The sequence below is a fragment of the Enterobacter sp. AC1 genome (genome assembly GCF_050434705.1).
Classification (GTDB): domain Bacteria; phylum Pseudomonadota; class Gammaproteobacteria; order Enterobacterales; family Enterobacteriaceae; genus Enterobacter; species Enterobacter cloacae_L.
Window position 1 is genome coordinate 169378 of sequence record NZ_JBNDIZ010000005.1, and the last position, 24983, is coordinate 194360.

General features: G+C 55.2%; 27 protein-coding genes. 12 read left to right on the top strand and 15 right to left on the bottom strand.

The genetic code is table 11. The annotated features are described in order from the left end of the window. Together flgC and flgB are read right to left on the bottom strand one after the other, a co-directional pair. Window positions 1-426 carry a flagellar basal body rod protein FlgC gene (gene flgC, locus M2433_RS15730; RefSeq protein ID WP_059310347.1) on the bottom strand — a complete coding sequence of 142 codons (426 nt, stop codon included), beginning with the start codon at window positions 424-426 and terminating at the stop codon, window positions 1-3. A gap of 23 nt (window positions 427-449) precedes the next feature. Beyond that, complete coding sequence (gene flgB, locus M2433_RS15735; RefSeq protein WP_047347539.1) at window positions 450-800, bottom strand: flagellar basal body rod protein FlgB; 351 nt, start codon at window positions 798-800, stop codon at window positions 450-452. 76 nt (window positions 801-876) lie between these two features. Between flgB and flgA the strand changes: the two genes are divergently transcribed. The 4 genes from flgA to M2433_RS15755 all read left to right on the top strand — a co-directional run bounded on the left by flgA (window position 877) and on the right by M2433_RS15755 (window position 3599). Beyond that, window positions 877-1662, top strand: a complete 786-nt coding sequence (gene flgA / locus M2433_RS15740; RefSeq protein ID WP_429055409.1) for a flagellar basal body P-ring formation chaperone FlgA — start codon at window positions 877-879, stop codon at window positions 1660-1662. Window positions 1663-1793: 131 nt separating this feature from the next. Further along, complete coding sequence (gene flgM / locus M2433_RS15745) at window positions 1794-2066, top strand: flagellar biosynthesis anti-sigma factor FlgM (RefSeq protein WP_047347537.1); 273 nt, start codon at window positions 1794-1796, stop codon at window positions 2064-2066. After that, a complete protein-coding gene (locus M2433_RS15750) occupies window positions 2066-2530 on the top strand; it encodes a flagellar protein FlgN (RefSeq protein WP_429055406.1) in 465 nt (154 codons plus the stop codon). Before flgM ends, M2433_RS15750 begins: the two co-directional genes overlap by 1 nt. Window positions 2531-2540: 10 nt before the next feature. After that, on the top strand, window positions 2541-3599 hold the full coding sequence (locus tag M2433_RS15755; protein WP_429055403.1) for a CDP-glycerol glycerophosphotransferase family protein: 1059 nt from the start codon (window positions 2541-2543) through the stop codon (window positions 3597-3599). Window positions 3600-3661: 62 nt separating this feature from the next. On the opposite strand, the gene M2433_RS15760 is transcribed toward M2433_RS15755, so the two are convergent. From M2433_RS15760 to M2433_RS15810, 11 genes are all read right to left on the bottom strand, one after another. Next, entirely contained in the window at window positions 3662-4066 is a 405-nt protein-coding gene (locus tag M2433_RS15760) for an adenylyltransferase/cytidyltransferase family protein (protein ID WP_059310342.1), read from the bottom strand. After that, window positions 4063-5280, bottom strand: a complete 1218-nt coding sequence (locus tag M2433_RS15765) for a CDP-glycerol glycerophosphotransferase family protein (protein WP_429055401.1) — start codon at window positions 5278-5280, stop codon at window positions 4063-4065. The genes M2433_RS15760 and M2433_RS15765 overlap by 4 nt, the downstream gene beginning before the upstream one ends. A gap of 83 nt (window positions 5281-5363) precedes the next feature. Beyond that, window positions 5364-6305: a hypothetical protein gene (locus tag M2433_RS15770; RefSeq protein WP_429055399.1), complete on the bottom strand. Its 942-nt coding sequence runs from the start codon at window positions 6303-6305 to the stop codon at window positions 5364-5366. 26 nt (window positions 6306-6331) lie between these two features. Further along, on the bottom strand, window positions 6332-7753 hold the full coding sequence (locus M2433_RS15775) for a glycosyltransferase family 2 protein (protein ID WP_429055397.1): 1422 nt from the start codon (window positions 7751-7753) through the stop codon (window positions 6332-6334). 5 nt (window positions 7754-7758) lie between these two features. Further along, complete coding sequence (gene fliJ / locus M2433_RS15780) at window positions 7759-8205, bottom strand: flagellar export protein FliJ (protein ID WP_429055395.1); 447 nt, start codon at window positions 8203-8205, stop codon at window positions 7759-7761. A gap of 5 nt (window positions 8206-8210) precedes the next feature. Continuing rightward, entirely contained in the window at window positions 8211-9530 is a 1320-nt protein-coding gene (gene fliI, locus M2433_RS15785; protein WP_429055393.1) for a flagellar protein export ATPase FliI, read from the bottom strand. Continuing rightward, the gene (fliH, locus tag M2433_RS15790; protein WP_429055391.1) at window positions 9517-10275 is read right to left on the bottom strand and encodes a flagellar assembly protein FliH; all 759 of its coding nucleotides are present in this window, start codon (window positions 10273-10275) and stop codon (window positions 9517-9519) included. The genes fliI and fliH overlap by 14 nt, the downstream gene beginning before the upstream one ends. A gap of 2 nt (window positions 10276-10277) precedes the next feature. Then, complete coding sequence (locus tag M2433_RS15795; protein WP_429055389.1) at window positions 10278-11303, bottom strand: flagellar motor switch protein FliG; 1026 nt, start codon at window positions 11301-11303, stop codon at window positions 10278-10280. Beyond that, complete coding sequence (gene fliF / locus M2433_RS15800; protein WP_429055387.1) at window positions 11272-12963, bottom strand: flagellar basal-body MS-ring/collar protein FliF; 1692 nt, start codon at window positions 12961-12963, stop codon at window positions 11272-11274. The genes M2433_RS15795 and fliF overlap by 32 nt, the downstream gene beginning before the upstream one ends. A 10-nt stretch (window positions 12964-12973) precedes the next feature. Beyond that, a complete protein-coding gene (gene fliE / locus M2433_RS15805; RefSeq protein WP_429055386.1) occupies window positions 12974-13342 on the bottom strand; it encodes a flagellar hook-basal body complex protein FliE in 369 nt (122 codons plus the stop codon). 18 nt (window positions 13343-13360) lie between these two features. Further along, window positions 13361-14389: a sigma-54 interaction domain-containing protein gene (locus tag M2433_RS15810; protein WP_063957937.1), complete on the bottom strand. Its 1029-nt coding sequence runs from the start codon at window positions 14387-14389 to the stop codon at window positions 13361-13363. Between the two features lie 517 nt (window positions 14390-14906). Between M2433_RS15810 and M2433_RS15815 the strand changes: the two genes are divergently transcribed. The 7 genes from M2433_RS15815 to M2433_RS15845 are packed head-to-tail and all read left to right on the top strand — an operon-like array spanning window position 14907 to window position 21205. Then, entirely contained in the window at window positions 14907-15782 is an 876-nt protein-coding gene (locus M2433_RS15815) for a FliM/FliN family flagellar motor C-terminal domain-containing protein (RefSeq protein ID WP_429055385.1), read from the top strand. A gap of 1 nt (window position 15783) precedes the next feature. Continuing rightward, on the top strand, window positions 15784-16182 hold the full coding sequence (gene fliN, locus M2433_RS15820) for a flagellar motor switch protein FliN (RefSeq protein ID WP_047347523.1): 399 nt from the start codon (window positions 15784-15786) through the stop codon (window positions 16180-16182). Further along, window positions 16179-16934: a flagellar type III secretion system pore protein FliP gene (fliP, locus tag M2433_RS15825; RefSeq protein WP_429055383.1), complete on the top strand. Its 756-nt coding sequence runs from the start codon at window positions 16179-16181 to the stop codon at window positions 16932-16934. Before fliN ends, fliP begins: the two co-directional genes overlap by 4 nt. Window positions 16935-16936: 2 nt before the next feature. Then, a complete protein-coding gene (fliQ, locus tag M2433_RS15830) occupies window positions 16937-17209 on the top strand; it encodes a flagellar biosynthesis protein FliQ (protein WP_047347521.1) in 273 nt (90 codons plus the stop codon). A 6-nt stretch (window positions 17210-17215) separates the two neighbouring features. After that, on the top strand, window positions 17216-17989 hold the full coding sequence (gene fliR, locus M2433_RS15835; RefSeq protein ID WP_429055381.1) for a flagellar biosynthetic protein FliR: 774 nt from the start codon (window positions 17216-17218) through the stop codon (window positions 17987-17989). Beyond that, complete coding sequence (gene flhB / locus M2433_RS15840; RefSeq protein WP_429055380.1) at window positions 17986-19122, top strand: flagellar biosynthesis protein FlhB; 1137 nt, start codon at window positions 17986-17988, stop codon at window positions 19120-19122. Before fliR ends, flhB begins: the two co-directional genes overlap by 4 nt. Next, window positions 19109-21205: a flagellar biosynthesis protein FlhA gene (locus M2433_RS15845; protein WP_429055379.1), complete on the top strand. Its 2097-nt coding sequence runs from the start codon at window positions 19109-19111 to the stop codon at window positions 21203-21205. The genes flhB and M2433_RS15845 overlap by 14 nt, the downstream gene beginning before the upstream one ends. Before the next feature lies 1 nt (window position 21206). Here the strand turns inward: M2433_RS15845 and M2433_RS15850 are convergent, their stop codons facing one another. Beyond that, entirely contained in the window at window positions 21207-22052 is an 846-nt protein-coding gene (locus M2433_RS15850; protein WP_429055378.1) for a hypothetical protein, read from the bottom strand. A gap of 545 nt (window positions 22053-22597) precedes the next feature. Here M2433_RS15850 and M2433_RS15855 point away from each other — a divergent pair. Beyond that, window positions 22598-23215, top strand: a complete 618-nt coding sequence (locus M2433_RS15855) for a trimeric intracellular cation channel family protein (protein ID WP_047347516.1) — start codon at window positions 22598-22600, stop codon at window positions 23213-23215. Between the two features lie 2 nt (window positions 23216-23217). Here M2433_RS15855 and ligB read toward each other — a convergent pair whose 3' ends face one another. After that, the gene (ligB, locus tag M2433_RS15860) at window positions 23218-24888 is read right to left on the bottom strand and encodes an NAD-dependent DNA ligase LigB (protein ID WP_429055376.1); all 1671 of its coding nucleotides are present in this window, start codon (window positions 24886-24888) and stop codon (window positions 23218-23220) included. Window positions 24889-24983 lie beyond the last annotated feature (95 nt).

Genomic DNA, 24983 nt, shown 5'->3' on the forward strand with positions numbered 1-24983 from the left:
TTATGCTTCTCCAAGTCGCAGCAGGCTTTGCTGCATGCTTTTCACGCTGTTAAGAACATCGACGTTGGTTTCAAAACCGCGCGATGCCGACATCATGTCCGCCATCTCTTCCACCACGTTGACGTCCGGGTAGTAGACATAGCCGTCGGGGTTGGCCATCGGGTTGTGCGGTTCGTAACGCTGCACCGCATTACCCGTTTCCACGACATCCATTACCTGCACGCGGGCACCGGTTAACGCCTGGTGATTCATTAACTCGTCATTTTTATAAACCGCCGCAAACACCGGGCGACGCGCCTTATAGGTGCCGTCTTCGGTAGCAGAGGCGGTTTCTGCGTTGGCGAGATTACTGGCGATGGTGTTAAGACGAACGGTTTGCGCCGTCATCGCCGATCCCGATACGCGATAAATATCCGAAAAAGCCATATTTCGTGGTTACCTGCGTTGGATTACTTGCCGTCAATGGCCTTCTTGAGGCCAGTGAACTTCATGTTTAAAAAAGCCAGGCTCATCTGATAGTCCTGAGTGTTCTTCGCAAACTCGGCCTGCTCGACGTTCAGCGAAACGGTGTTGCCGTCCGACGCCGGTTGATAAGGCACCCGATACATCTCCTGCGGGGTCGACTGAAAGGAAAAACTCGACCGTGAGCGTTGCATCTCGGAGGCAAAATCAATATCTTTAGCCTGGAAGTTGGGGGTATCAACGTTCGCCAGGTTGGCTGAAAGCAACTCTGCTCGGGAAAGTCGAAGTGCTACAGCCTGTGGATGAACGCCCAATGCTTTGTCAAAAGTAATACTCACAATTCACACCCTCGTGATGCTAAAACCTGCATGCTCTGCGATTTAATAGCAATTTCCATGCCAAGGTTTTAATCACATGATTTATAATGCTTTTCGTCTTTTTTTTAGCCTCAGGGTGAAACGGTATTTCCGCTTCCTCGCGGCGCTTTTCCTGCTGTCGTTTTCTGGCCTTGCCGCAGCCGAGGGCGTACAACCCGTCAGCGCACGCAAGCAGATTTTTGCCACCGTCCAGCAGCACGCGACGGACATCATTCGCCAGGAAGCCAAACGCCGTCGGTGGCCTGACTACCAGGCGAAGATGAATCTGTTTATCCCTTCTGAAGCCACGCAGTACGCCGCATGCCCGGCAAAACTGGCCGTCTCTCTGCCTGCCGGCGACCGTCTTGACATCAACCGCCTGCGCTTTGACGTACGCTGTGAGGGACCCGGCGGCTGGGATATTCCCGTTACCGTGAAGCCGGATATTTATCTGCCGGTGCTCGTGGCTAAAAGCCCGCTCGAACGCGGCCAGGCGATCAGCGCCGACAGCATCACGATCAAAAAGCTCAACGTCAGCAGCCTGCGCGGAGAGTATGTGACCGAGCCGAACGACGTCATCGGCATGACCGCCAAACGCCGCATCCGTGACCGACAGCCGATTACGCTTTCGCAGCTGGAATCACCGCTGCTGGTTGAACGCGGCCAGCGCGTGCTGATGATCGCCGCGCAAAACGGCGTGGAGGCCCGGACGATGGGCGAGGCCATGAAGAAGGGCCGCAAAGGCGAAATCATTAAGGTAAAAAATGAGGCCAGCGGACGCGTGGTAAGCGCCATTGTGTCGGACAGTGGCGTGGTAACGATGGTGTATGCCAGCGGCAGGTAAAAATCTTGCCGCCACGTTTAAGTTCTCCGTCTGCCTGGCCGCTCTTTACAGACAACGGCACAGGAAGCAGGATTCCGCAGGGTAAGGTTCATACACAACCTGACCCACACTTTGAGCATGAGGGCGAAGCGATGAAAGTAGCAGCAACACAGTACAACCTGGCCACCGCGATCAATAACGCCAGCAGTGCAGAACAGACGCGCACCGTGGCGCAGGAAGGGTCCCGCGTGACGCGCAGCGCCGCTATCGATCCGGTACTGGGTGACGCACAAAAACAGCTAAACGCGCTGCCTGACGTGGACATGGCGCGTGTCGCCGAAATGAAAGATGCCATCAGCAGCGGCAAAATCAGCATCAATATTGATTCGCTGGCCGATGCAATGCAGAAGTATTTCCAGAGGTAATGATGACTAACGCCGCCCAGCGCGTTAAAACGCTGATTCAGGCTATGGCTGAAGATCGTAAGCACTACCATGCCCTGACCGCCCTGCTTGAAACACAGCGCCGCCATATTGTCGCCCACGATGCTGCGGCGCTGGATACGCTCAACGCGCAGGTAATGGTGCTTTACCAGCAGCTCTCAAAAAACAGCCGGCAGCGCCACACGCTGCTGAACGAACTGGGCATCAGCCCGAATGCCGAAGGCATGAAGCTGCTGATCGCCCGTCTGCCCGCCGCCCACCGGTCAACCGTGTCGACCCTCTGGTATGGACTCCAGCAGCAGGCCACAGCCTGCCAGCGCGCCAACGACTACAACGGTGCGCTGATGAGTATGCAACAGGAGATCTTGGGGAATTTGCTGAACAGCAGCGCGCCGGAGAATTGGTTGTATCAGGATGTACTATCGCCGACCGCCCCCGCTAAATAACATGATAAAAATGCCTATTATTAGCAAAGATATTTGCATTGGTTTCTTCATGGAAACGTCGTTTCACTTTGAAGTTTACCGTAATATTATTGCCGCATTGCTGAAGCAAAACATCCGCTGTGAACTTGTCATTAATGACGTAATCGAGCCGGAATTTGTTAGCGAAATGCTGACATCGCTGGAAAAGATAAAGATTGCCGGACTCGACTGTACGCTATTGTCGGCAGTCTTAAATCACTCAAAAAAATACAGCTGTATGGTCACTCCCTACTATCTGCAATATCTGGAGGGTATCGCGAGTGTTCATGTACGAACGCTGTATGGGTTAGCGAAAAACCAGTGGAACCATGCACCCTGGAATAAAAATTACAGTGCTATATTATGTTATAGCCACTATACAAAAAAATCACTGTCGCTGGACGATAAAACGTATATTGTTGGTAATCCGAGGTTTGATGACTGGCACAATAGTAATTACGCCAACACGTTACCGGAAAATATCAGCATTCAGCCAGAGAAGAAGACTATTCTCTATGCACCGACTTACGGTGAGCTAAGCTCAATTATTCCCTGGGCCGAAAAGCTAAGCCGGTTAAACCATGAATATAATATAATTACAAAATTACATCATGGTACGTTGTGTAAAAAATCTGAAGCAATCGCCCTTAAAACCGTCAGACGACACATCAAGAACATTGTCACCGACAGCACTGTGACCTTTTCCCTGCTCGAAAAAGCCGATTACGTTATCACCGATAATAGCGGGTTTATCTTTGATGCTATCAATGCTGATAAAAAGATAATTCTGCTGGACTGGCCAGGCATGGAGACGCTGCTCGCGGAGGGAAAATCATTCAGTTCCGTTGATAGCCCCGAACAGCAGGTACGAGCGTTTATGCCCGTCGCTCGCGATATGGTCGATCTTCGTCGCTACCTTGCCGATGACTACCCCTGGCAGGAGCACGCCGGCCAACTTCAGCATATAAAAACAGAGTACTGTGACGCCTTTAATGACGGGATGGCGGGTCAGAGAGCCGCGCAGGTGATTATCGATTCGATATATAGCTAGCGCGGCACGCCCCATTTATTACAAGCCGACGTCGAGCCAATATTGATCGATGTCGGTTACCTTCAACAGGCGGCTCTGGTGTCCTGGATGATTTCAATGACCGACGTTGTCGACACGGAAGGCGTTCGTGCCAGATACACAACCTTAACGATGTCGGAAAGATAATCAAATCTCCCCTCCCAGTCGTCGCCCATGACCAGCACGCCGGCAGAATGTTCCTTAATGTATTCAGCCTTTAGCTCCAGTGACTCCTCCAGGAAAACATCGTCAACATATCTAATCCCCTGAATAATAGATAACCTGTCACCTTCACTATAAATTGGAAAGCGGCCTTTCTTTTTTACATTTAACGCATCTGAAGAAACGCCAACGATCAGACGATCGCCCAGCGCCTTTGCTCGCCTGAGAATGTTCAGATGACCAACGTGAAAAACGTCAAAAGTACCAAACGTGATTATATTTTTCATCCATCATATTCCTCAACGCTATAATAAGCGTTATTTGCCATGACTGAATCCACCTCACTGTTAAGAAGATTAATAAGGCCGGAACAGGCGTCTGCATTATCTCCCGTAAACAGTAAATCCGCCATTTTCTTTCTCAGAGCCTGTTTATCATCACGATACAGTGCGTTATTGAGAACGTCTTCTACGTTTTCATCCGTAAACAACCAGGCGAAATCAACTTCAGGAATCAGCGTAAAATCAGGTTCAAACGAGCGATGCGTCTGACCGTTAAAGTCTAAGCGCATCACCGGTTTTCCTGTCAGAAGAAAGTCAAACATGATTGATGAATAATCTGTAACAAGCACATCGAAGTGACGCATCACCGGGTAAAGATCGAGACCTGGATTAATGTAGAAGCAGTTCTGACTAAGCGCCTTACATTCCTGATCGTTTATATAGAGCGGATGGCTCTTAATAAAAAGCGATGCATTATTTACCTTACAGGCTTTTGCTAATTGCGTGATGAATGCCATGCTATTGGTGATCAGGGTGTTCTCACTACGCTGCCATGTGGGTGCGAAAAACACTTTCTTACGCTGTGGATTCAATAATTCGCTAAGAATACTGCCCGGAATATCAGCGCCTATATACTCATTTTCCGTTGCAGGACGAACCAATACCTCATTACGTGGATACCCCGCTCGAATGATTCGCTTACAGCCAAAGGCGCGACGGAAAAAAGCGTCCAGGTGCGGGGATGTACTCACGACACAATCGGCACGGGTTGCAAAATCCAGGGGCCTTCTGAAATCATAGTCACCGACGTCCAGATGTTGCACCAATTCTAAAAGAAGGTGTTTCACCGATACGCCGTGCCATAGCTGAATTTGTCTGGCCCCCTGAAGGCAGGAAAATAGCTCTTCGCTGCCATTCAGGCTTTGCGAAGGGTTAACCGAAAACACGGCAACCGCGGCAGAGAGGAATAACCGAATCGTTTCCGATAGCGTATCCTGCGAAATCAACTGGCAAGGCAACCCTTTTTTCTGCAGCTCTGCAATTAATGTTTCCTGACAGCTACACCATATACAACGAAAGTTTCCCTGCTGTTCCAGAGCCTTTAAATAAAGATATTTAGTATTATCACTAAACTCTTCACGCCCAAAAAAAAGCACTATTCTTTCTTTAGGCACTTTTTCCGAGAGTCGATGTAAGCGAGAAGGCAATTCCATATTCATTTATTCAGGCTCTGCAAAATTATTCATTTTTTCGGATTACGTTATGGTCGTTCGTCACTATTTACGCCGCCAGCGCAGTGAGGTTACAACAGCGACAGCCCGCACAGCAGGCTGTAATCCGCCGTATTATCTTCGTCGGCGACAAAAGGATTCTCCTGCTGCCAGCCGCGAAGCGCGCTAATCAGCAGCGCCACGTCGTCCTGGGTTAACGCGCCCTGCTCGCTGCGCATGGCGCACAGCATTTTGATGTGGAAGAACTGCCGGGCCAGCCCCAGCAGCGCTTCGCCGCAGTTGGTACAGTTCACGCCAGGGAACACATCGTTATACAGCCTATAAATCAACATATTGCGCAGGATATAGGGATGCTCATGCAACAGCGCGATACTTGCCCACTCGGCTTCCAGCGTCTGCAGACGCTCCGCGAGGCGCGCAGGCTGCATGATCGACAGCTCGCTCAGCTTGAGCGCCATCCCCATCTTCTCCACCATTGGCAGGTTCAGGTTGAGGCGCATCGTGCCCATCGCGTTCAGCGCAGCCGTGCGGTTCACGGCAATCGGCGGCAGCATCGCGAACTGCTGCGTTAATACGCCCTGTTCCGCAAGCGTAGCCAGCTGCTCTCCCATGCTCACCAGCTGCGCCGGGTCGCTGTCGCCGTTATCCAGATACTGCTGTGCTTTACTGAGCAATACGCCAATGCCGTACAGGCTCGCTTCCAGCGTCAGCGCCGGGTGTATGGCGAGGTTAACGCACTGCTGATTGAGCGCCGCGATCCAGGGAGAAAGGGTCGCTTCACTCTGCGCTGCCCGCTGAGCGGTATGCAAAACAAACGCGTCCGGACTGAACAGCATCTCGCTGGCCGCCGTTGCGCAGCCGATATCCAGGCTCTCGCGCTGCTGGTTTTTCAGCTTCACGCTGATATGCGGCCAGCCCTCGCCGCCGCGCTGGCAGGCCGGACATTCGCATGCGGCTTCCCGCGCGTCAAAACGCGACACAAATTCAGGTAGGTAATGATCAATCAGTTCCATGTTCGTTCTCTTTTGGCAGTCGCGGGTTAACGGTGTTTACGGAAGAACCAGTGCGTACAGTCGACAGGCTCGCCGCTTTTGGGATCGGGGTAATGCTGCAGAAAGGCGAAGCTCGGGCTGAAGCCCAGCCACAGCGCGTTTCTGCTCATTAGCGCAGCCCAGCAGCGGTCGAGGCTGACGTGCTGTTCCGTCGCCTGACGGTAGGCATCCAGCAGCGCATCGTAGTAGCCGGCATTTACCGCATAGGCGCACGCGCAGCCCGCATTAAAGATCCGTGCCACTCCCGGCAGTGACTGGGTTGGCGTGAAGTTTTCATAACGGCCGCCCAGGAGCAGCATCTGCCAGTCCACCTGGTCGAGCCCGTTGAGCAGTTTGTTGACGTTGTGGATCGCGTTCTCTTTTCTGACAAAGCGCAGTTCCGCGTCCAGCAGCACGACGTTTTTCCAGCCCTGCAGCTTTGCATGGGAAATCACCTGGGTATGGGTCGCCCGCTCGGCGGCTTCTGCCGTTTCTGCCTTGGCTTTTGCCACCGGCCAGAGCTGTCCCGCCTCAGCGCCCAGCGCCAGCAGGGCTTCACGGCACGCCGGAAGCGGGTCTTCCTGCTGCGAGTCATACAGGACGGCGATTTTCTCAAACGCCGACCAGTTGACCCGGGTCGCGAGCGGCGCGGTGCTCAGGCGACGGTAATGGGCCAGCAGGTTGGGGTCGCTGACAAAATCTTCCAGCGTCAGATCGACCGGCGTTGAGCTGTCCAGAATGAAATCTTTATCGTAGGTATTGCTGCTGTGCGAGATGCAGAGGATGGTTCGCTTCGGGTCAATCTGCTGCACCGGCGTCGTAAAGTTATTCAGGAAGCCCACCTCCTCCGCCTTCATCGCCTCATCGTCATAACGATGGTTTTTCAGCAGGTTACGGTGATAGCCAAAGGTCCCGTTGAGCGCGTGACGGGCCCCGAAGGAATGAGTCAGATAGATTTTATCCAGATGGCTGTACCAGATATAAATCTGGTCGCTGCCGGAAAACAGCGCGCGGTGGGTCTGCATCTGCGCCACCTGATGCGAAATCTTATCCGGCGCGTAATAGTCATCATCATCGAAGCAGATAATGTACTCCCCCGTCGCCAGCGCGTTGAGCCGGTTACGCTTATTACCCAGCGTCAGCCGCTCCGGGCTGTGGATATACCGCACGTTCGGCTGCGACGGGTCGCTCATCATCTCAATGAGATCGGCATTGCTGGTGGTCGAGTCGTCGAGAATAATCAGCTCGCGCCTGTCCGCCGGGTAGTCCTGGTACTGCCAGATATAGAGCAGATAGGGCAGAAACTCCCGGCGGTTGTAGGTCGGGCAGATGACGCTGACAAACGGCGTCGGCAGCGGCTGCGCGCGTTTCTGGCGCGCCAGCAGAGCGTTCATCAGGGAGGATGTCGTGTTTTTATGTGTGGTCGTCATAGCGTTTATCGTTGGCGAGCGGCGGCCTGCCGTTGGCGAAGCCAGCACTGAACAGAAACAGAATCGGTCATTTTTTGTTCTCGACGGGCTATCTCCATCCGTCGGTCGCTGCGTTTAGCATCCAGCACGATCGCCAGGCTTTTTTCCCGCTTTGCTTCGGCCAGCAGGTTACCCTGGATCTTTTCCGCTTCGAGTGAGGCCAGCGCCTGCTCTTGCTTCTGCCAGTCGATGACGCGCTGAATATTTTGCTTATATTTTGACTGGTTGATCATCATCGCGGCGCTGTTCGCGCTCTGCATCATCGTGTCCGATGCCAGCGCGGTCAGCGCATCAATGTTCTTCTCAAAGCGTTGACAGAGCTGCTTTTGCGAGGCCAGCTTCAGCGTAAGATCGTCCACGGCGCGGGTGCGCATTTGCTGCAGCTGTTCCAGGGTAGAAATCAGTTTGCTCATGGTCGTTATCCTGCCTGCGCCAGCGCGCGTAAGTCAGTCACGGTGGCCTCAATCAGCGCCGCGTCGTGCACTTCCTGCTGTAAGAAGTGCATGATGGCCGGCGAAAGCCGTACGGCTTTATCCGCCAGCGGATCGGCGCCGGCCACATAGCCCCCCAGGGGTATCAGTGGCTTTATATTCTGGTATTCTGCGTACAGCTGTTTCAGGGTGCGCGCGGCAAGCTGATGCTCGCGCGTCGTCACCTGACTCATGCAGCGGCTGATAGACTGGCCGATGTCGATGGCCGGATAGTGCCCGGCCTCCGCCAGGTGGCGCGACAGCACGATATGGCCGTCGAGCACCGCACGCGCGCAGTCGACGATGGGATCCTGCTGATCGTCGCCTTCTGCCAGCACGGTATAAATCGCCGTCATCGAACCGTTACTCCCGCTGTTACCGGCACTCTCCACCAGGCGGGGGATCATGCTGAACGCAGAAGGCGGATAACCTTTGGTTGCGGGCGGTTCCCCCAGCGAAAGAGCAATCTCGCGCTGGGCCATGGCGTAGCGGGTCAGGGAGTCCACCAGCAGCAAAACGTCTTTGCCCTTGTCGCGGTAATAGCTGGCGATGGTGTGGCACAGCTCGGTGGCCTTGATGCGCATCAGGGGGGATTCATCCGCCGGTGCGGCGACAATGACCGATTTCGCCAGGCCCTCGGCCTGCAGCGAATTCTCAATAAACTCTTTAACTTCGCGCCCGCGCTCGCCAATCAGCCCCACGACCACCACCTCGGCCTGGGTGTAGCGGGTAATCATCCCCAGCAGCACGCTTTTACCGACGCCGCTGCCCGCCATCAGCCCTACGCGCTGGCCTTTACCGACGGTCAGCAGGCCGTTGATCGCCCGTACGCCCACGTCCAGCGGCGTCTCAACCGGCTGTCGACGCAGCGGGTGGATCTGCGGCAGCTGCTGCGACAGCAGCGTGTCGCCGGCCAGTTTGCCCTTATCGTCCAGCGGTTCACCAAGGCCGTTCACGACGCGCCCAAGCCACTGGTCGCCAATCATCACGCCCTCGCTTTTACCGGCGGGAAAAACGCGCGCCCCGGCAATCAGCCCGGACGGCTGTTTAAACGGCATCAGGTAGGTAACCTCACGGTCAAACCCCACCACCTGCGCGTCCATCATCTCTTGATCGATGCTTTCAACGTGGCACAGCTGGCCGATCGCCAGCCGACAGCCCACGCACTCCAGCAGAATGCCGTTCACCCGCACCAGACGCCCGGCGACGCGCGCCAGATCAATCTCTTCGATGGAGCGTAACGCCTGTTCGAAATCAAGGCTGCTCATGGGTCGCGTCCGGCAGCAGGTTGTCCTTCAGCACCGCCACGCACTGGTCGAGCCGGTGCTGACAGCCCACATCGATTTCAGTGGTATCGGTGATCACCCGGCATTCCCCCGGCTCCAGCGCCGGATCGGCGCTCAGCCCCCACTCCCGGGCTTTTTCCGGCTCCGCTTCGCTGATGCGGCGGAACTCTTCGCTGTTCAGCACCACGCGGATCTGCTCCGGCGGCTGCGGCAGGCTGGCCAGCGCCTCGTCCACCAGCGCGAGCATCTGGGTCGGTTGCAGCGCCAGCTCGCAGCGGATCGCCTGGCGGGTCACTTTCTCCACCAGCTGCATTAACTCTTCACGACGACGCTGTTCATAGCTCTCGAGGAAACGCTGAACGTCGGCGGTCATACGTTCAAACGGCGCGGCGGCCTCAAGAAACTGCTGGCGAGCCTGCTGTTTGCCTTCCGCCAGCCCTTTACGCATCCCCTCGTCAAAGCCGAGTCGCGCCCCTTCCTGGTAGCCTTCCTGTTTGCCCGCTTCCATTCCCTGCGCAAAGCCGCGGTTCATACCGTCGCGGAAGCCTTCTTCCATCTGCCGCTGATGTTCACCCGGGTCCTGCATAACCGCTGCATCGCTCTCAGCCGAGGCCTGCGATGCCGCCCAGCGTTTACGTAACGGCGGGAATTTATGCAGCCGTGGCTTAACCACCGCCTGGCGTCGGGAGGTTAATGCCTCCAGCGCGGGACTCCTTTTTTTGAACATGGTTATTCCACCGTCTGTTCTGCGAAGAGTTGCACCTGGATCTCACCCTCTTCCACCAGCTGGCGCAGGGTCTGCATAATCTCTTTTCGCACCTGCTCAATACGGCTGACCGGCACAGGCCCCATGCGGCTGGTGGTGCTTTGCAGCAAGGTCACCTGGCGCTTCGGCATCACGTTGAAAATGGCCTGACGCAGCACCGGCTCGGTACCCTTCAGCGCCACGGCCCACTCTTCGATCGGCACTTCGTCCATCAGGCGCTGCAGCGTTGCTGGCGTCTGGCGGCTGAGAATAAAGAATTCGTACATTTCGTCCTGCAGATCGTCGACAACGCTTTCATCGCGCTCGCGCAGCTGCTCCAGCAGCTGCTGCTGATTGGAGGGAATACGGTTGACGATATTGGCCGCGTGCTTGATGCCCGCCACCTTTGAGCCATGCTCAGAGAGCACCGCGATGCCGCGGTCGATCAGGCGATCCAGCTCGTCGATCACGTCGCGGTTCACGTCGTCCAGGCGGGCGACGCGGTAGATAATTTCATCCTGGCGCTCGCGCGGGAGCACGCTCAGCACGCTGGCGGCAATGTCCGGCGGCAGGAAGGCCAGGAAAACCGCCTGCAGCTGCAGGTGCTCTTGCTCAATCAGCGCGGCCAGCTGGGGAATGTCGACCCACTGCAGGCGCGCCATCCGGTAGCGGATTTCGTCGCCATAAATACCGTTTATCACGCTGCGGGCAATTTCACCGCCCAGCGCTTTTTCCAGAATGCTGCGCAGGTAGGAGCGCGACGCGCCGTTGATGCCGCTCTGCTCGCTGTAGTCGGAAAAGAAGTTGTTCATCGCCTGGCGCGCGTGGCTGACCTTCACGTCGTGCAGGCGCGCCATGGTTTCGCTAAGCAGCACCACCTCTTCGCGGGTGAGTTTCTGCATCACCTGCGCGGCCGCTTCTTCGCCCACGCTCATCAGCAAGATCGCCGCCTGCTCCAGGCGGCTACGCCCTTTGGCGCTACTGGTCCGGTTTGCTATTGCTTCGGTCATTGCTGTTAATCCATTGTTTCAGAACTTCTGCTACCCGCTCCGTTTCGCTCTGGGCCAGAACCTGGAGATACTCGACTTTGGTTTCCAGGCCGGAGCTTTGCGGCGGCAGCAAATCGTCATTATTGTTGAAGCCCGCTTTCGACAGCGTGGAGAGCCCGTTTTCAGCCACATACGCCTCGTCCGTCAGCAGCACCGCGTCGTCCTGTGCGACATCTTTCACAACGCGCTCGCGGCGCCCCATACGCTGGGCCAGCGGGCGGACGCCGAAGAACAGGGTCAGCAGAAGCAGCAGGCCAATACCGCCGTTCTGCCCCCAGTACTGCATATCCGGATCCTTCCACCATTTTTCGGCCAGCGGGCCGTCGCTCTGAGGCGCGCTAAAGGCCAGCACGTCCAGCGTTAACGCATCACCGCGCTGTTTATCGATCCCGGCGGCGCTTTCCACCAGGCGGGTAATGGAGGTCAACTGTTCGGGGGTGATTTTTGCCAGCGCGGGGGCGGTCTGATTAAGCGCCACGGCCACGCTCAGCTTCTCGAGCTTATAGCCGGGATAGCGGATATGACGGATATCGCGGTCGAACGCATACTTGCGCTGCTCCTGGCTGCGGTTGCTCAGGGAGCGAGGATCGCTGGTGGTCGTGCTGGTGTTAGCCGCGGCGGCAGGCGCTGCCTGGCCGGTGGCCTGAGCTGCGGCCGTCTGCGGGTTCTGGTTCACCGGGCGGTTACTTAACGAGCCGGGAATGCCAAACGCCATTTCGTTGGTGCTGTTTTCCTGGCTTATCTGCTCGTCGCTCACGCGCGGGTCTTTACCCAGCCGCTCCTGCGTCTCCTCCACGCGGCTTAAGTCCACGGTCGGCGCAACGCTGATGCGGAAGTTCCCTTCGCCCACCAGGGAGGTCAGCAGCGTGGTGATGTTCTTGCGGGTATCTTCGCGGATGCGCTGCACGACGTCGTCGCCGGCGCGCGACCCCGAGAGTTTTCCATCCGGGCCTTCAATACCGTCTGAAAGCAGGTTGCCCGCCTGATCGACCACGCGAACGCTGCCTGGGGCCATGCCCGGCACCGAACCGGAAACCAGCTGCACGATAGAGGCCACCTGCTGGTCATCCAGCCGTTTGCCGTAGCGCAGCTGCACGATCACCGACGCGCTGCTGCTCGGTTTGTTGGTCAGGACAAACGAGCTGGACTCGCTCAGGCCAAGATGCACGCGGGCGTGTTCCACGGGATCGAGCGCCATGATGCTTTTCGCCAGCTCGCCTTCCAGGCTGCGCTTGTAGCGCACGTTCTGGATGAACTGGCTGCTGCCGAGCATCTCTTCTTTATCCATCAGCTCGTAGCCGTCCGGCGTCGCGGCGCTGATGCCTTTTGCCGCCAGCGCCATGCGCGCCTGCGGAAGTTTGCTTTCGCTGACCAGAATCTGGCCGTTATCGGGGTTAACGCGGTAGGCAATATTTTCCGCGCCCAGCACCTCCACCACCTGTGAAACCGGGATCTGTTCCTGGTTGCCGTAAAGGGCAACGTAACCCTGATTGTGGTTCCACAGCGAGGCGACGATCCCGAGCGCCAGCACCGCGCCGCCGGCAATCGCCAGCAGTTTGCGGTTGTTGACGCCAGAGGGCAGAGAGAGCGCGGGGAGACGAGCTTTGATTTTGTTTAACACGGTACAAACCTTACAGCGAAATATTCATCACTTCGTCCAGCGCGCTATTGAGCTTATTGCGCACCTGCATCATGGCCGAAAAGGCCACGCTGGCTTTCTGGCTCTCAATCATGGCACCGGCTAAATCGTCGCTTTGTCCCATATCGATCGCGGTTTGCTTTGCGCTGGCGCTGTGCTGCAACGCATCGACGTTGTCGATAGCGCTGTTCAGCACGCGCGAGAAAGAGACCGGATCCGTACGGGTAAACGCGTCATTCGCTGGCGCTATCGTCGGGGAGAGGTTTACCGCACCGGCAGACGCCAGCGAGGCCGTGCGCTGCATACGTTCCAGCAGCGCCTGTTGCGCGGTGTTAATACCTGCGGCAGCTATTTTGTCCATGATTTGTTCCTTCTTGCCTCAGGAATAACATTCAATATCAATGCCTTCGTCGCGCATCGACGCAAGGCGATAGCGCAGCGCGCGAGGGGTAATGCCCAGGAACGCCGCCGTTTTCGATTTGTTGCCTTTATGGCGTTTTAACAGGTCGATGATGTACTGGTACTCCGCCATGCGGCCATGCAGCTTGACGTCGCGAATGGCAGAGCTGCTGTCCTGCTCCCGGTAGGCGGGCATCATGCCGACTGCCGGGTTTTCCGGCAGCGGTACGCGCGCTACCAGGCCAAGATCGGCGGCTTTGATTTCGTCACCGTTACCGAGGATCATGCCCCGCTGAATCACGTTCTCCAGCTCACGCACGTTGCCCGGCCAGTCATAGCTCAGCAGCGCGTTACGGGCGTCGTCGCTCAGACGCACATCGCCTTTGTGAAAGGCGCGGTATTTAGCAATAAATTGCTGAACCAGCGGCAAAATATCCTGCTTACGCTCGCGCAGCGGCGTAATATGAATAGGCACCACGGAAATACGGTAAAACAGATCCTGGCGAAAACGCCCTTCCGCAATTTCCTGCTGCAGATCTTTATTCGTCGAGGCAATCAGACGAATATCGAGTGGAATACGCTTGTGGCTTCCCAGACGCTCAACTTCCTGCTCCTGCAGTACGCGTAATAATTTTGCCTGCAGTGACAGCGGCATATCGCCAATTTCATCCAGAAGTAATGTTCCGCCGTTGGCCTGCTCAAATTTTCCGGCCACGCTGGCGACCGCACCGGTAAATGCCCCTTTTTCGTAGCCAAATAAAATGGCTTCCAGCATGCTTTCCGGGATCGCCGCACAATTAACGCCAACATACGGCGCACCGCGGGTGCAGGCATGTTCATGAATATATTTAGCAATACACTCTTTTCCTGTTCCCGTCTCGCCGGTGACCAATACTGACACATTATATTTAGCAACGCGGCGGGCTAATGACATCACACCCACGCTGGCAGGGGAGGCGGCAATAAAGCCCTCTCCATTACGGTCTTCACGTTCAATGATAATGCTCATGCTGGAGTACCATTAAAAGAACTAAAAAAGAAGAATTCGCTACATCTTTATTAACACCCATGACCGTTTTCCCATTGCCTGCTGGATAATGGAAAACGTTTAAATAATGTTAATAAAAATTAAAACCTAATTTATTATCGCGAGGAAAGGAATCTTCCTGGAAAATATGTTGCCTAGTATACGTATCGCCTAAGAATTGTCTTATTTTTAATGCATATTAAAAAATCAATCATTATAATTCAATAAGTTATCGTAGTTATTAATCAGATTTCTTCCGGAGAAATAATTGATTAATAACGTTCAGCGTCTTGCATTAAAAAGAAGAGAAAGGTCTAATCCTCAGCCTGAATAAAAAGGCATTTGGCTTTCGACAGGCAACGATCCTTCGATGCCAGTGATAAGCGTCACAACGTTTTCAAAACTCAAATGCGTGCAGAAAAATTTTCGTGATAAGTCGCAACGGTCATCATCCTCGCGTTATTGTCACATCAGGAATTGTTATTAAAGCGGAATAATCATGTACCCTGCTTCAGAGCGAATCAGAATCCACCAGCAGAATAACCTTCCTGAACTGGTAAAACTTGATGTCAGTAAACTCGGTCGCCCATGGCATAAGCTACCTAAATTAATGAATGATAGCTTTGATATCCTGGATGCACGCCTGAGCATTTACTTTCTGAAAAAATTACGGGTCAACGCCGCGTTAGAATCCATGACGTTTGTCATTGATAAGCATTATAAGAATGCGCAAATATTCTCTACGCCTTACGGGAATATTGGCTTTGTTATTGACCGTATTTTATTACTCAACGTCCTTCATGATTATTATGGGTTGAGTAAAGACACTAATCATATAGCGCCCGATGAATCTTTACCGGTAACCAAAACGGAAGAGCGCCTTAAAAGCAAGCTGGGGCAAGAACTCACGTCGCTGATTATTTGCAAAGAAACGTTTGGTGAAGAGCTGGATATCAGGGTTGATTATTCCTCGGTCATTAATCAGTGGGTCTGGGGCATCACCTTTACCCTGGCCGGATATAGCCACGGCAGTTTCACCGTGCTGCTCGACAATCATCATGTCGACCAGATGCTGGCGACGCTGCGCGCGCCGGACGGCAGCGCTTGGGCCGTTGAGCAGAGCATGAGCTTAAGCCCGGCGCAGATTGAACGCCTGTTCGACAGCCTGCCGCTGAAGCTGACCGGCCGCCTCGCCAGCCTTAACCTGACCGTTGCCCAGATTGCCGACATCAAACCCGGGGATATCATCCCCATCGCGATAAATGAACCGGTACCGGTGTTTATCGGTAAAGAACAGATTTTTGAAGCCGCAATCGCCGAAGATCGCAGCAAGCTTTTCTTATGCGATATCCACGACAAGACAACCGAGAAGTAATATGAGTGATTTGCAACATGAGCTGAGCCAGTCTCTGGACCTGGACGACCTGAACCTGAGCGATATGCCGCAGGAAGAGACCGTTGAAGGCAATATCCGCCTCGATATGCAGCCTGAAATTCGTCATGCGCCACAAACCGACGAACGCCGCATGGCGCTGTTCAGCCGCATTCCGGTGACGCTGACCCTGGAAGTCTCCTCCGTGGATATCTCGCTGGCCGAGCTGATGTCGGTAAACAGCGATTCCGTGATTGAGCTGGACAAAATGGCCGGCGAGCCGCTGGATATCAAAGTGAACGGCATTCCCTTCGGTAAAGCGGAAGTGGTCGTCCTGAACGACAAATACGGCCTGCGCATTATCGAGTTCAACGCAAAAGAACTGGGCGAGCTCACCCGATGAACCGCGCGTTTTACCGCAGCGGCTGCTCGCTGCTGCTCCTGGCCAGCCTGCTGTTTGCCCCGTCGGTACTGGCGGCGAACGGTGACATTACGCTGTTCAGCACCACGGCGAACGGTGCCGGGCAGGATTACAACGTCAAAATTGAAATCCTGATCCTGATGACCCTGCTCGGCCTGCTGCCGATCATGGTGCTGATGATGACCTGTTTCACCCGCTTTATCATCGTACTGGCGATCCTGCGTCAGGCGCTGGGCCTGCAACAGAGTCCACCCAACAAAATCCTTACCGGCATTGCGCTGGCGCTAACGCTGCTGGTGATGCGTCCGGTATGGACAACAATTTATGCCGACGCCGTCGAGCCGTTCCAGAATGACCAGATCACCCTCAAACAGGCGCTGGTCAACGCCGAAGCACCGCTGAAAAAGTACATGCTGGCGCAAACTAACACTAAAGCGATGGCGCAGGTCATGACCATCGCCGGGGTGGAGGGCGATGCCCGCGAGCAGGATCTGACCATCGTCACCCCGGCCTATCTGCTGAGCGAGCTAAAAACGGCCTTCCAGATTGGCTTTATGATCTACATCCCCTTCCTGGTTATCGACCTGATTGTCGCCAGTATTCTGATGGCAATGGGGATGATGATGCTATCGCCGCTCATCGTCTCGCTGCCGTTTAAGCTGATGCTGTTCGTGCTGTGCGACGGCTGGACGCTGATCGTCGGTACGCTCACCTCCAGCGTGCAGGGATTGTAGCGATGATGAACATGGACACGGCGGGCGACATCATGGCCTCCGGTATTCATCTGGTGCTGGTGATCTCCGCCGTCGCGATTATCCCCAGCCTTATCGTCGGCCTGTGCGTCAGTATTTTCCAGGCCACCACGCAGATTAACGAACAGACGCTGAGCTTCCTGCCGCGCCTGGTCGTGACGCTGGGCGTACTGATATTCGCCGGAAAATGGATGCTGACGCAGCTGGTGGATTTCACCGTCCAGATTTTTCATCAGGCGGCGGCACTGGTGGGCTAAGGCGTCATGGAAATCGATATTCAGGCGCTGTGGACGCCGGTCATGGCGCTGGTGCTGCCCTTCTTCCGCATCCTCGCCTTTTTACAGTTTGCGCCAGTGCTCGATAACCGCGTCTTTTCCCGACGCATCAAAATCGGCACCGCGCTGGCGCTGGCTATCATCATTACGCCGATGCTGCCGCATAACGTGGTGCTAAACGAACTGATTTCCCTGCGCAGTATTTTGCTGATTGGTGAACAGCTGCTGTGGGGGTTTGTCTTCGCCACGGCGCTGCAGCTGGTGTTCGTGGCGCTTCAAACGGCCGGGCATATTCTGTCGATGAACATGGGGCTCGGGATGGCGATGATGAACGACCCGGTCAACGGAAGCTCCACTACGGTTATCTCACAGATTATCTATATCTTCTGCGGCCTGCTGTTTTTCATTATGGACGGGCATTTGCTGCTGGTGACCATTCTGTTCAAGGGTTTCAGCTATTGGCCCATCGGGCAGGCCATTAACCAGCCGTCGCTCATGCTGGTCGTTCAGGGTCTGGGCTGGATTATGGCCTCCGCAACGCTGATTGCGCTGCCGACCACCTTCGTGATGCTGATCGTGCAGGGCGGCTTCGGCCTGCTTAACCGGGTATCTCCGACGCTAAACCTGTTCTCGCTCGGGTTCCCTATCAGCATGCTGTTTGGGCTGCTGTGTATTTCAATGCTGGTGACCAACATTCCGGATCACTATCTCAATCTGACCAATGAAATCCTGGCGAAACTCGACGCCATAAGGGTGCAGTGATGGCCTCCGGCGGCGATAAAAGCGAAAAACCCACCCCCGGGAAGCTGCGCAAAGCGCGGGAAAAGGGGGATATTCCCCGTTCAAAAGATCTGACCATGGCCGTCGGGCTGATGGCGTCCTTCTTCACTCTGGCGACGTTCTTGCCCTATTACCGACAGCTGATCGTCGAGTCGTTCGCCGCCGCCGGCACGATGGCGCAGGATCTTGATAACCCGACCATTTTGAACCAGTTCCTGATGCTCAACCTGAGCGTGCTGCTGCGCTTTATCGCTACGTTAACCCCGATTCCCCTGGCCTGCATCGTGGCCAGCCTGGTGCCGGGCGGCTGGATATTTACCCCGACGAAGCTCAAGCCGGACTTTAAAAAGCTCAGCCCGATAAGCGGCATCAAGCGCATGTTTTCCGCCAGCCATTACGCGGAAGTCGGCAAAATGCTGCTCAAATGCGCGACCATCCTCGCCGTGCTTTACACGATGGTACATAGCCAGATGGGCGATCTTCTGCACCTGCAGCGGCTGTACCTGAACCAGGCGATCACGCACGGTTTCTCTATTTTCCATCACGTTGTCAGCTATTTTGTCGCCGTTATCGTTATTTTTGCCCTGCTTGACGTGCCGCTGAGCAAGTTTATGTTCACCAAAAAGATGCGCATGACCAAGCAGGAGGTGAAAGAAGAGTACAAGAACAACGACGGTAATCCGCAGATTAAAGGGCGTATTCGCCAGCTACAGCGCCAGATGGCGATGGGGCAGATCTCGCGAACCGTGCCCACCGCCGACGTCATCCTCACTAACCCAACCCACTACGCGGTGGCGCTGAAATACGACCCGCAGAAGGCGGAAGCGCCGTATATCGTTGCGAAAGGCATCGACGACGTGGCGCTGTGGATCCGTGAAGTGGGTGCCAGCCACAGCATCGAAGTGGTGGAATTCCCGCCGCTGGCGCGCGCGGTGTACTACACCACCCGCGTTAATCAACAAATTCCGGCGCAGCTGTTTCGCGCCATCGCTCACGTGCTGACCTACGTCATGCAGCTCAAATCCTGGCGCGAGGGTCGCGTTGAGCAAAAACCCCGCCTGAACAGGCACATTGATATTCCTCAAGAGGTATTAAAAGCCAATGGCGAACAGTAAGTTGCACAACGTGCTGAGCGTGCTCCGCAAGGGGCAAGTTGCGGTGCCTGTCCTGCTTCTCTGCGTGCTGGCGATGGTTATCCTACCGCTGTCGCCGCTGATGCTGGACATCCTGTTTACATTCAATATCGTGCTGGCGGTCGTCGTGCTGCTGGTGGCGGTAAACATGCAGCGTCCGCTGGATTTTGCCGTTTTCCCGACCCTGCTGCTGATTACCACGCTGATGCGCCTGACGCTGAACGTGGCCTCGACGCGCGTCGTGTTGCTGAACGGTCATCTGGGTGAAGGAGCGGCCGGTAAGGTCATTGAAGCCTTCGGTCAGGTGGTGATCGGCGGCGACTTCGTCGTCGGCTTCGTGGTGTTTATCATCCTGATGATCATTAACTTTGTAGTGGTCACCAAGGGGGCGGAACGTATTTCAGAAGTCTCCGCGCGCTTTACGCTGGACGCGCTGCCGGGCAAACAGATGGCGATCGACGCCGATATGAATGCGGGGCTCATCAATCAGCAACAGGCGCGAGCGCGTCGTCAGGAAGTGGCGAAAGAAGCGGACTTCTACGGCGCGATGGACGGTGCCTCGAAGTTTGTGCGCGGTGACGCCATCGCCGGCATCATGGTGCTGATCATCAACGTGATCGGCGGTATCTGTATCGGTATCTTTAAATACGATCTGGATGCCAGCCATGCGTTTCGCCAGTACGTATTGTTGACGATTGGTGACGGCCTGGTCGCCCAGATTCCGTCGCTGCTGCTGGCCACCGCCGCCGCCATCATCGTTACCCGCGTCAGTGAAGGTAACGACATCAGCGACGAAATTAAAGGCCAGCTGCTGTCCAAACCGAGGGTGCTGTACACCGCCGCATTCGTGATGTTTATCCTCGCGGTCGTGCCGGGTATGCCGCACATTGCCTTCCTGAGCTTTACCGCTCTGCTGCTATTTGCCGCCTGGCGACAAAGCAAGGCGGTGCAACCTGCGCCGCAAGAGACGGACATGGAGGCCATCAACGACGCGCTGGCACCTGACGCCAACCCGCCGATTACCTGGGACAGCATTCCGCTGGTAGAGCCGATAGGCCTGAATCTGGGCTATAAGCTGGTCTCTTTGGTTGATGAATCCAGGGGCAGCCCGCTGTCGCTACGCGTGCGCGGGGTGCGCCAGGTGATCTCTGAGCTATGCGGCGTGCTATTGCCTGAAATTCGCATCCGCGAGAACTTCCGCCTCAAGCCTGCGCAGTACGCCATTCATATTAACGGCATCCGCACGGCGATAGGGGATGTTAACGCCGACAAGCTGATGGCGATCCCCGGTACCGAACTGTACGGTGAAATCGACGGGGTGCTGGACACCGACCCCGCCTACGGGATGGCAATTGTATGGATTGACCCGGAGCAGAAAGCGAAGGCGCTGAACCTTGGCTATCAGGTGGTGGATTGCGCCAGCGTGGTGGCAACCCATATTAATAAAGTCGCCCGCGAACATCTGCCGGAGCTGTTTAACTACGACGACATTACCCATCTTCATGCCCGCCTGGCGCAGCAGGCACCGAAGCTTGCAGAAGATTTAAGCGCCGCGCTCAACTACAGCCAGCTGCTGCGCGTTTACCGTCAGCTGCTGCTGGAGCAGGTGTCGCTCAAGGATATCGTCACCATCGCGTCAACGCTGCTTGAAAGTTCGGCGGTGACAAAAGATCCGATACTGCTCACCTCAGATGTGCGCTACGCGCTGCGTCGCGCTATCGTTCACAGCATCAACGGCGAGCGTCCGCAGCTGGCGGCCTACACCATCGATAGCCAGCTGGAAAACATGCTGCTGAACGCGCTCAACCAGGCGCAGCAGGCAGGAAAAGTGGCGCTGGACAGCTTTCCGGTTGACCCGAATATCCTGACCCAGCTGCAAAATACGATGCCGATGATTTATGAGCAGATGAAAGCGAAAGGCTTGCCGCCGCTGCTGCTGGTCACGCCACAGCTGCGGCCGGTCATCTCGCGCTACGGAAGGCTGTTTGCCAGCGGGCTACACGTGCTTTCCTACAATGAAGTGCCGGATGACGCCGATCTTAACGTGGTGGGCACGCTCGCCTGATTTACTGAGACAGGTAGCGCAATTTCCATTCCGCCAGGGTACGCGGCATTTTAGCCGTATCGTTACCCTGTGTACTGAAGTAGGAAAACGCCAGCTTGCCCTTATCGTCAGGCTCAATCCGCGCCGCCCAGATGTCGTTAGCGGTGTACATAATAATCGCCGTACGCGTATTGGCGGCGCCGCGAACCCACATTGATACGACCGTTGCGCCGATGTTATCAATATCGTCCTGATAGATATAAATATTGGCGGTATCCACAAACTTTTGGTACTCGTCACCCACCAGCGCACGGAAGCGTTCGTCTACCTTCGCATCCCGGAAGATCTCCAGCGACTGCAGGGTCGCTTTCGGTCGCGGATCCTGGTCGGACTTCACATAGCGGCCATCAATAAACGCGCCGCTGGGCATCAACAGACGGCAACCCCAGTCCGCATTGCTGTATGCCTGTATAGCGCCGCTTATCCGCGGAATAAACAGCACCTTACAATGCTTGCTGTCGACCATATTATCGATCAGCACCATACCGTTTAATTTTCGGGCTTCTGCGGTGAATTCATCTTTATTCAATCCCGCCCAGATACGTATATCAGCAATGATTGACCAGTCCGCACTATGGCTGAACTGGATCACACCGCCGCTGACGTTGGCGGCACTGGTATTCCACCAGCGCCCCTCCCAGGAGAAGTCAGACGGCACGTCAGCAATCCTGCTGATGCCGGTGTAGTAAGCGCGCTCAATACAGTCGTCTGAGGCACACTCACTGAGCGACTTCTCCCATGCCTCAAACTCCTGATGCACCTGCCCGGCATCACGATAAACCAGCATCGCCCGGTAGACGTTCGTCATGGTGTCATCCAGCCAGTGCAGATTGGCATTATTACAAATTGTATTCTGCAGCGGCGTTGCGGCGCGCTGGCAATTGACGGCAAAAACGCTGGTGCTGGTTAATGCCGCTGTAATAATAAATAACTTAATCAGACACTTAATCATGTAGGATGTTTTTTAATCAAAAAGGGCGCATATTTTGTCTAAAAGATATTTTCATTGCAATAAAAGGTTATAAATAATTCACATAATAAATAATTAAGGAATCGTTTTTATTGTAGCCAACTCTTATTAATTGTTTATTTAATAAATTCATTATCGAGTATATTGTTATAAAAAGTCTTTCGCGCATTAAAGATTACTTTTTATAAGCCAGAGCTGCGCCAAAAACGTCATGGCCGCACCTTAAAAGAAAGGCAATCTACATTAGAAAACAAGGCATTAGCGCACATCATGGCGAAATGAATTCATTAGTTAAATTTATCCCAAATGACTCACCTTAGAAAATTTCAATCGTGATCGTGCGCACAAATCGCTAACCTCCTCGCGTTCACACCGGAGGATATATGCTGCTTCACATTCTTTATCTCATTGGTATCACCGCAGAAGCCATGACCGGCGCACTGGCCGCCGGGCGTCGCCGGATGGACACCTTCGGCGTGATCATTATTGCCACAGCAACCGCGCTGGGCGGCGGCTCCGTGCGCGATATCCTGCTGGGTCATTACCCGCTCGGCTGGGTGAAACACCCTGAGTATGTGATTATCGTGGCGACGGCGGCCGTATTAACGACCATTGTGGCGCCCGTTATGCCCCACCTGCGCCGCCTGTTCCTGGTGCTTGATGCGCTGGGGCTGATCGTCTTTTCGATCATCGGCGCGCAAATCGCGCTCGATATGGGCGAAGGGCCGGTCATCGCCACCATTGCTGCCGTAGTCACGGGGGTGTTCGGTGGTGTGCTGCGCGATATGTTCTGCAAACGTATTCCCCTGGTTTTCCAGAAAGAACTGTATGCGGGCATCTCCTTTGCTGCAGCGGTGCTCTATATCGCCCTGCAGCATTACGTTTCTAACCAGGATGTGGTGGTCATCTCCACGCTGCTGTTTGGCTTTACGGCCCGCATGCTTGCGCTGCGTCTGAAGCTCGGGCTTCCCGTTTTTCACTACAAGCACAGCGCACACTGATTTCAGAACCCGTTGATGTGCTGCTGAGCAAGCCACCTGACCAGCACATCAATTTCTGGCGCGTGTATCCAGTTAACAATTTGCCTGGCCTTCTCCTCTCCCGTTCCCGGCAAGGTCTGCCAGTCCCTTGCGTTACGCCCGCTCATCTCCTGCCACGATAGGTCACCCATCGCCTTCAGCGAAGCCTGCGTCAGCGGAACGCCGAGCGCTATGAGCCAGCGGATAAACGGCTGCTCACGCACCAGATTAAATCGATGCCAGAGCGCCAGCCCGCGCGCTGAAGAAAATCCGGGTGTCGCCTGCAGCTGAGACTGGGTTAATAACAGCCATGAGAAGAGATGTTCAAAGCGATGCGCCTGCCAGAGGGTTCGCCATCCTGACTCGCCTAATCCTTCAATATTAAATACCTGCTTTGAGCTGAGCCACGTCAGCCTGGCAAAGAACTGCTCCATGCAATCCGGCGAAGCATAAAAACAGCTAAGAGCATGATAACGCGAGGCCGGAGACACGGCTTTATGCCTGTCCATCCCCCGCCAGACCACCCTATCAAACCGGGGAATACCCTGCCCGGCCAGGCTGACCTGTATCTGATCGCCCGGGGCAATATCCAGCCTCTGCCAGCGCCCCACCGAGCCCAGACTCACCCGCTGCACCTGTTTATCATCCAGCTGTACAGGTTCCAGCGCCGCAACAACGGAAATTTTGCCGGTTCGCCCCACGGTAAAATGAATATCGCTTACCTCAGTGACCCGTGCCGCAGGAGGATATTTCCACGCGACGACCCAGTTGCCTTCTCCGGGCAACCAATTTTCACCAGGGGGTGCGTCTGCAGACCTAACCACAATGCCATCCGTGGCAAAGGGTAATGCGGTGTTTTGCCATGCCGAACGCTGTTTTTCGACGGCATCAACGGTTTCAACCGGCAGGGTATAGCGTGCCGTCAGAGAAAATCCGGCCCTGGAAAGCTCAGACAACCTGTTTTGCATGTCTTTTGGCCCGTCCGGCCAGGCCCAGATAAATATCCCTGTCTGGTTCAGAAGCGTGTTGTCCTTTTGTCGCATCATCGCTCCCGCCACTTTTGCGCGCGCATTCATGCCGCCCATCTGCTGCTGAATGTGATTGTCACGCAACCAAAAAAGCTCTCCCTGCAAGACGCTGTTTGCCAGCACGCCGGACACCTCTTGAGGCACTGAAGGAATTAAGCGTACTTGCGCAGTCCAGTCCTCGCCTTTTAGCCCATTTCCACGGCTAATGGCCTGGGTTAGCTTTCCGTCGCGATAAACCAGAGTTACCGCTACGCCGTCGACTTTTGGCTGCATCCAGAGATTGTCCCGGCCGCGCATCCACTGATAAAGTGCTTCTTTGCTGGCAGCTTTATGAACTCCCGTATGGGCGACAGGATGTTTTACGTTGCCCGTCAGCGCAGGAAGGGTATTCTCAGGAAGATCGGTACCAAAGCAGCGCTGCCACTGCGTTAGCCGCCCGTTAAGCTGGTCATAGATCTCGTCATTGACCTCACTCACGCCCTGCTTCCAGTAAGCCTCATCCCAGCGTTTGATTTGCGCGCTTAACGACGCGATTTCTTTCTCTGCTTTGGCCTGCGACCACACCGGACACACCGCCGCGCCATAGCCACACCACAACAGCATTAACCCGCTTATCCATCGCCACATCGCTACCCCTCCTTTGTGTTGCAGGAGATATACCGCGATGTCTAAAACAACGCTAACGACAACGTTTCACCGCGCGAGGTGCCATCCGGTATTTC

Excerpts from the sequence above, each read along its gene's own strand:
- flgC (WP_059310347.1), bottom strand. The coding sequence starts at position 426 with ATGGCTTTTTCGGATATTTATCGCGTATCGGGATCGGCGATGACGGCG.
- flgA (WP_429055409.1), top strand. The coding sequence starts at position 877 with ATGATTTATAATGCTTTTCGTCTTTTTTTTAGCCTCAGGGTGAAACGG.
- flgM (WP_047347537.1), top strand. The coding sequence starts at position 1,794 with ATGAAAGTAGCAGCAACACAGTACAACCTGGCCACCGCGATCAATAAC.
- M2433_RS15750 (WP_429055406.1), top strand. The coding sequence starts at position 2,066 with ATGATGACTAACGCCGCCCAGCGCGTTAAAACGCTGATTCAGGCTATG.
- M2433_RS15755 (WP_429055403.1), top strand. The coding sequence starts at position 2,541 with ATGCCTATTATTAGCAAAGATATTTGCATTGGTTTCTTCATGGAAACG.
- M2433_RS15760 (WP_059310342.1), bottom strand. The coding sequence starts at position 4,066 with ATGAAAAATATAATCACGTTTGGTACTTTTGACGTTTTTCACGTTGGT.
- M2433_RS15765 (WP_429055401.1), bottom strand. The coding sequence starts at position 5,280 with ATGAATATGGAATTGCCTTCTCGCTTACATCGACTCTCGGAAAAAGTG.
- M2433_RS15770 (WP_429055399.1), bottom strand. The coding sequence starts at position 6,305 with ATGGAACTGATTGATCATTACCTACCTGAATTTGTGTCGCGTTTTGAC.
- M2433_RS15775 (WP_429055397.1), bottom strand. The coding sequence starts at position 7,753 with ATGACGACCACACATAAAAACACGACATCCTCCCTGATGAACGCTCTG.
- fliJ (WP_429055395.1), bottom strand. The coding sequence starts at position 8,205 with ATGAGCAAACTGATTTCTACCCTGGAACAGCTGCAGCAAATGCGCACC.
- fliI (WP_429055393.1), bottom strand. The coding sequence starts at position 9,530 with ATGAGCAGCCTTGATTTCGAACAGGCGTTACGCTCCATCGAAGAGATT.
- fliH (WP_429055391.1), bottom strand. The coding sequence starts at position 10,275 with ATGTTCAAAAAAAGGAGTCCCGCGCTGGAGGCATTAACCTCCCGACGC.
- M2433_RS15795 (WP_429055389.1), bottom strand. The coding sequence starts at position 11,303 with ATGACCGAAGCAATAGCAAACCGGACCAGTAGCGCCAAAGGGCGTAGC.
- fliE (WP_429055386.1), bottom strand. The coding sequence starts at position 13,342 with ATGGACAAAATAGCTGCCGCAGGTATTAACACCGCGCAACAGGCGCTG.
- M2433_RS15810 (WP_063957937.1), bottom strand. The coding sequence starts at position 14,389 with ATGAGCATTATCATTGAACGTGAAGACCGTAATGGAGAGGGCTTTATT.
- M2433_RS15815 (WP_429055385.1), top strand. The coding sequence starts at position 14,907 with ATGTACCCTGCTTCAGAGCGAATCAGAATCCACCAGCAGAATAACCTT.
- fliN (WP_047347523.1), top strand. The coding sequence starts at position 15,784 with ATGAGTGATTTGCAACATGAGCTGAGCCAGTCTCTGGACCTGGACGAC.
- fliP (WP_429055383.1), top strand. The coding sequence starts at position 16,179 with ATGAACCGCGCGTTTTACCGCAGCGGCTGCTCGCTGCTGCTCCTGGCC.
- fliQ (WP_047347521.1), top strand. The coding sequence starts at position 16,937 with ATGATGAACATGGACACGGCGGGCGACATCATGGCCTCCGGTATTCAT.
- fliR (WP_429055381.1), top strand. The coding sequence starts at position 17,216 with ATGGAAATCGATATTCAGGCGCTGTGGACGCCGGTCATGGCGCTGGTG.
- M2433_RS15845 (WP_429055379.1), top strand. The coding sequence starts at position 19,109 with ATGGCGAACAGTAAGTTGCACAACGTGCTGAGCGTGCTCCGCAAGGGG.
- M2433_RS15850 (WP_429055378.1), bottom strand. The coding sequence starts at position 22,052 with ATGACGAACGTCTACCGGGCGATGCTGGTTTATCGTGATGCCGGGCAG.
- M2433_RS15855 (WP_047347516.1), top strand. The coding sequence starts at position 22,598 with ATGCTGCTTCACATTCTTTATCTCATTGGTATCACCGCAGAAGCCATG.
- ligB (WP_429055376.1), bottom strand. The coding sequence starts at position 24,888 with ATGTGGCGATGGATAAGCGGGTTAATGCTGTTGTGGTGTGGCTATGGC.